Origin of the sequence: Hyalangium sp. (assembly GCF_035629615.1) — a bacterium.
In the GTDB taxonomy this organism is placed as follows: Bacteria; Myxococcota; Myxococcia; order Myxococcales; family Myxococcaceae; genus Hyalangium.
This window is the reverse complement of record NZ_DASPHO010000284.1, coordinates 1-5430: the sequence shown is the minus strand read 5'-3', so window position 1 is coordinate 5430 and position 5430 is coordinate 1. Positions and strand designations below refer to the sequence as shown.

The 5430-nt window shown below is 68.4% G+C and carries 3 protein-coding genes and 1 pseudogene; all 4 read left to right on the top strand.

Features of this window, described 5'->3' with window-relative positions; all coding sequences use genetic code 11:
* Window positions 1–137 precede the first annotated feature (137 nt).
* Complete coding sequence (locus VD972_RS14390; protein ID WP_324986894.1) at window positions 138–3182, top strand: TonB-dependent receptor domain-containing protein; 3045 nt, start codon at window positions 138–140, stop codon at window positions 3180–3182.
* Window positions 3183–3351: 169 nt separating this feature from the next.
* Window positions 3352–3543 (top strand): hypothetical protein, encoded by a 192-nt coding sequence (locus VD972_RS14385; protein ID WP_324986891.1) that lies wholly within the window; start codon window positions 3352–3354, stop codon window positions 3541–3543.
* Between the two features lie 105 nt (window positions 3544–3648).
* Window positions 3649–4764, top strand: coding sequence for an MvdC/MvdD family ATP grasp protein (locus tag VD972_RS14380; protein ID WP_324986889.1), 1116 nt, complete (start codon window positions 3649–3651; stop codon window positions 4762–4764).
* Between the two features lie 62 nt (window positions 4765–4826).
* Window positions 4827–5430: pseudogene (locus tag VD972_RS14375) on the top strand (excinuclease ABC subunit A); the annotation flags it as partial.

Below are 5430 nucleotides of genomic sequence, written 5' to 3'. Positions count from 1 at the left end.
CTGTGCCTCGGGCCGGCCGTCGCTCGTGCCTTTCTAACCCTTACCGCCTTCCCTTTCCTCTCCACCCATCCATGTCGAACAAGAAAGCCAGTAGGGGGTCTCAGGTGCCCAAGAAGTCAGCTCGTCGAAACACAGCCGTGGCGTTGGCATTCCTCATCTCCGGGACCGGCGGAGTCGCCGCAGCGCAGGAGGCCACCCCTGCCGCTCCGGCCGCAGTGCAGGAGGCACCCGCTCCTGCGCCGACTCCCGCGCCGGAGCCCGCGCAGCCGGCTTCGTCCGAGGCGGCCCAGCCGGAGCAGCCCGCCCCGGCGCCCCAGCCCGCCCCGGTAGCGCAGCCGGCTCCGGCGCCCCAGCCCGCCCCGGTAGCGCAGCCGGCCCGGCCCGCTCCGCCGCCGGTCGCGGAGCCCCCCGTCGAGGAGTACATCGAGGAGATCGTGGTCACCGGCTCGCGCATCCCGCGCAAGGAGCTGTCCACCGCGGCGCCCGTCACCGTGCTCGACAAAGAGCAGCTCGAGAAGACGGGTCGCACCACCATCGGTGAGATCCTCCAGAGCATCCCGGAGCAGGCCAACGCCATCAACACGCAGTTCAACAACGGCGGCGATGGCGCCACCCGCGTGAACCTCCGCGGCCTGGGCACCGTGCGCACGCTGGTGCTCCTCAACGGGCGCCGTCACGTGGCCGGCGGCACCGGCGCGGACGCGACGGTGGACCTGAACTCCATCCCCACCGCGGCCATCCAGCGCATCGAGATCCTCAAGGACGGTGGCTCGGCGGTGTACGGCTCGGACGCCATCTCCGGCGTGGTGAACATCATCACCCGCAAGGACTACTCGGGCACCGAGCTGCGGGCCTTCACCGGCATGTCCTCGCGCGGCGACGGCCTGCTGTATGACCTGAGCCTGACCACCGGCCAGAGCACCGAGCGCGGCAACATCCTCTTCAGCGCGGGCTACTACACGCAGAAGGACGTGTTCGCCGGGGACCGTGACTTCAGCAAGTACGACACGGCCTACAACTGGCGCTCGCGCCGGTTCGCCACCGAGGGCAGCTCCTCCACGCCCGCGGGCCTCATCATCGATGGCGAGGAGAGCTCTGCTGGCTACGAGGGCAATGAGGCCTGGGGTGTGCTGAGGAACGACAACCCGGATGGCCTCTACACCCTGGGGAACGACGGGCAGTGGCGGGCGTTCGACGCCAGCGGCGTCGAGGATGCCGGCGGCGACCTGTACAACTACCAGCCCGCCAACTACCTGGTGACTCCGCAGCAGCGCGCTCACGTCTACGCCACCGGCGGTCTGCGCCTGGGGGGCAGCGCGCGCGGCTTCTTCGAGGCCTCCTACACCAACCGTCAGTCGTCCCAGAAGCTGGCCGCCGAGCCGCTCTTCACGCTGACCGAAGGCCTGGAGGTCTCCGGGCAGAGCTACTACAACCCGTTTGGCCGTGCCTTCGGGGACGTGCGGCGCCGCCTGGTCGAGTTCGGCACGCGTGACTACACGCAGGATCTGTCGACCTTCCGCGTCGTCACCGGCGTGGAGGGCAAGTTCACGGACGACTTCGGCCCGCTGAACGGCTTCGGCTGGGACATTGCCTACAACTACGGCCGCACCCAGGGCGTCACCACCAAGCAGGGCCTGCTGCAGCGCAGCAAGCTGGCGTCGGCCATCGGCCCCAGCTTCCTCGATTCGTCCACCGGCCAGGTCATGTGCGGCTCGCCGGAGGCCCCGATCGACGGGTGCATCCCGCTGAACCTGTTCGGCGGCCCGGGCTCCATCTCCAAGGAGATGGCCGACTACCTGAGCTACCGGGGCACCGCGCGGGGCTACACCCAGCAGACCTCGGTCTCCGCGAACGTGGGCGGTGAGCTGTTCCGGCTGGCGCCGAACGCCAACTCCACGGGCATCGCCGTGGGCTTCGAGCACCGCCGCGAGGGTGGGGCATACATTCCGGACCCGCTGACGGCTACGGGCGACACCACCGGCAACAAGGAGAACGCGACGGAGGGCCGCTACTACGTGAACGAGGCCTACGCCGAGTTCTCGGTCCCCGTGTTGGGTTCGACGGACGCCGCGACGGGGGAGAACCGGGACATGCTGGAGTTCACCGGCGCTGCTCGCTTCTTCAACTACAACACGTTCGGCTCGGACTTCACCTACAAGGTCGGCAGCCGCCTGAGCATCATCCGGGACATCACGCTGCGCGCCACCTACTCCACGGCGTTCCGCGCGCCTTCGGTGAACGAGCTCTTCCTGGGGCAGACCGACAGCTTCCCCGGGGTGAGGGATCCGTGCTCCGAGCGCCAGGACGGCTCTCCGGTGGACGCGGCCTGCGACGCACAGGGCGTTCCGCAGAACCTGAGGGATGTGCGCACCCAGCAGCTGGCACACCTGGGCGGCAACAGGGACCTGAAGCCCGAGACGGCCAACGTCCTCACGGTGGGCGCGGTCTTCGAGCCTCAGTTCTTCAAGGACGCCACGGCCACAGTGGACTACTACCTGATCAACGTGGATCAGGCGATCACCAACGTCACCTCGGCGGTCATCCTGAGCAGCTGCTACCCGGGCGAGGCCGGCAAGTCGCCGGAGCTCTGCGATCGGATTCACCGCAACGCCAACGGCCTGATCACCTTCATTGACGACCCGCTGAGCAACGTCGGTGGTGACAGCACGGGCGGTGTGGACGTGTCCCTGCGCTACTCGCCGCAGACCCCCGTCGGCCGCCTCAGCCTGAGCATGGACGGCACCTGGCTGCACAAGTTCGATCGGACGCTGGCCAGCGGCAACGTCATCAAGGCCAAGGGCAACTATGATCTCACCGCGGTCTACTCCGACCTGAAGGCCAACTTTGGGGTGGCCTGGGCCCGGGATGCGATGAGCGCCGCCGTCAACATGCGCTTCATCAACGGCTTCAAGGAGTGCGAGAACAACGCCTGCACCGTTCAGGACGAGAGCGCGCCTCCGCCGATCTCCCGCCAGGTCAACGACTACTACGCCTTCGACGCCAGCGTGACGTACGACCTGGAGACGAAGATCGGCACCACCACGGCGCAGGTGGGTGTGAACAACCTGTTCGACGCGGCTCCGGCCGTCGTGGCCAACGGGTTCCTCGCGTCGTCGGACGCGGCGACCTACGACTACATGGGTCGCTACTTCTTCGTGCGGCTGTCCTACAACTACTACTAGGCCAGTCTGAGGTCTGAAGTTCAGGGGCCGTCACGCGCAAGCGTGGCGGCCTCTTCGTTTTTCAGCAGGCGCGCAGGCAGGCCACGGCCCCGCACCTCGCCCATCCATCCTCGCCGAGGCCTCCGTAGTCCTTGATGGCTCCGCTGTGGAGCCACCACGGAGGCGTCACATGAAGAAGATCGAGACGAAGAGGGATGAAAGGCAGCCAGGTCGCGTGCTCGGGCGCGTGCTGGCCGAGGAGCTGGAGCAGGTCCGCGGCGGCTACCCCGGAGTGGTGCAGGCGACAGGCGGGCGGACCCGGGATCCGCACGGACACCCGGATCTCACTGGCGGTAGCCCTGGGCAGACCGACGGCGACTGAAGCCCGAGCCCCAGAGAACCCCTGTCACTGCTTGCAGACGCCCGGCCGGAGGCAGAGCCCGCTCTCCGGCCAGGCGCCGTCCGAGCCTTACGCCCGAGCCCTGCCATGAACACCGTCCTCATCCTCTCCCAGCCCACCGACATCCACGCCATCGCCGTCACCGAGGCGCTCGCGCGCAAGGGGGTGGAGGGCGTGCTCTGGTACACCTCGGACTTCCCCACGCGCGCCACGGAGACGGTGCGCTTCGAGAAGGGGCGGCGCTCGGTGCGCCTGCACGGGCCTGAGCTGGAGCTCTCCGAGCACGGGGTGGGCACCGTCTGGAACCGGCGGCCCGCGCTCGTCATCGACGAGCGGCGCATCCACCCGGCGGACCATGACTTCGTGGAGCAGGGGTGCGGCACGTTCCGGCGCTCCCTGCTGGACACGCTCGCGCCGGAGGCCTTCTGGGTGAACCCTCACCGCGCCGTCGAGCGGACCAGCAAGCTCCGGCAGCACCAGCTCGCGCTCGAGACGGGCCTGGAGGTGCCGGACACGCTCTATACGAACGATCCGGAAGAGATCCGCGCGTTCCTCCGCGAGCACGGAGGGCAGATTGTCTACAAGCCCTTCCGGATGACGGCCTGGAGGGACGACACGAAGTACTACATGACCTATACGAGCCTGCTGACCGAGGCCCAGCTCATCGACGATGAATTGCTCTCCATCGTGCCCGGCATCTACCAGGCACTGGTCCCCAAGGCCTACGAGCTGCGCGTGACGGTGATGGGGCGGAGGGCGTTCGCGGCGAAGGTGCTCTCGCAGGAGACCCGGAGCGGGCGGCTCGACTGGCGCAGGGCCTACGACGAGCTGAAGATGGAGCCTTTCGAGCTCCCAGCCGAGGTGGCCGAGCAGTGCTGGGCGCTGATGCGCAGGCTGGACATCGTCTTCGGGTGCTTCGACTTCATTGTCCAGCCGGATGGCCGCTACGTCTTCCTCGAGGTCAACCAGGCCGGGCAGTTCCTCTTCGTGGAGCACGACACAGGGCAGCCGCTGCTGGATGCCTTCGCGGAGTTCTTGCGCCAGGGGAGCGTGGACTTCGAGTGGAGCCCGGAGCGGGTCTCCGTCCGCTACTCGGAGGTGCAGGAGGCCGCACTGCAGCGGTTCGAGCGGGAGCAGGAGCTTCACGTGCAGGAGCCGGAGACGACCTGGTACGAGGGGCCGGGCGAGCCACCGTCCGCCTGAGAATCCAACCTGACAGATAAGCTTGGCGGCTGCCAATCCAGCCGTTAAATGACGCGGCCTCCATGCACAAGACGCACCTCGCCGGAGCCCGCACCCACAACCTCCAGTCTCTCTCCGTGGATCTCTCGGAAGGAGAGCTCGTCTGCATCACGGGCGTGTCTGGCGCGGGGAAGTCGAGCCTGGCGCTCGACACGCTCTATGCCGAGGGCCAGCGCCGCTTCGTGGAGAGCTTCAGCCCGTACGCCCGCCAGTTCCTCGAGCGGCTGGAGCGGCCGCCCATGGACATGCTCGAGCCGGTAGCAGCCGGCGTGGCGGTCGATCGCCGGGCGCCCGTGAAGAGCTCGCGCTCGACCGTGGCCACGCTGGCGGACGTGGAGGCCTACCTCTCCGCGCTCTTCACCCGCGAGGCCATGCCGGTGTGCTCCACCTGTGGTGTGGAGGCGGTGCGTACGGACGCGCGCGTGGCGGCTGCGGCCACCCTCGCCGAGCACCCGGAGGCCCAGGCGATCCTCACCTGGCCGGTGCGGATCGCCGGCACCGCCGAGTTCATTGACGTGCGCGCCCGGCTGCTCAAGGACGGCTACCACCGGCTCGTGGTGCAGGGCGAGGTGCGGGAGCTGGAGTCGCTGCGGCCGAGCGAGGCCACTGACTCGGCGGGCATCGCCC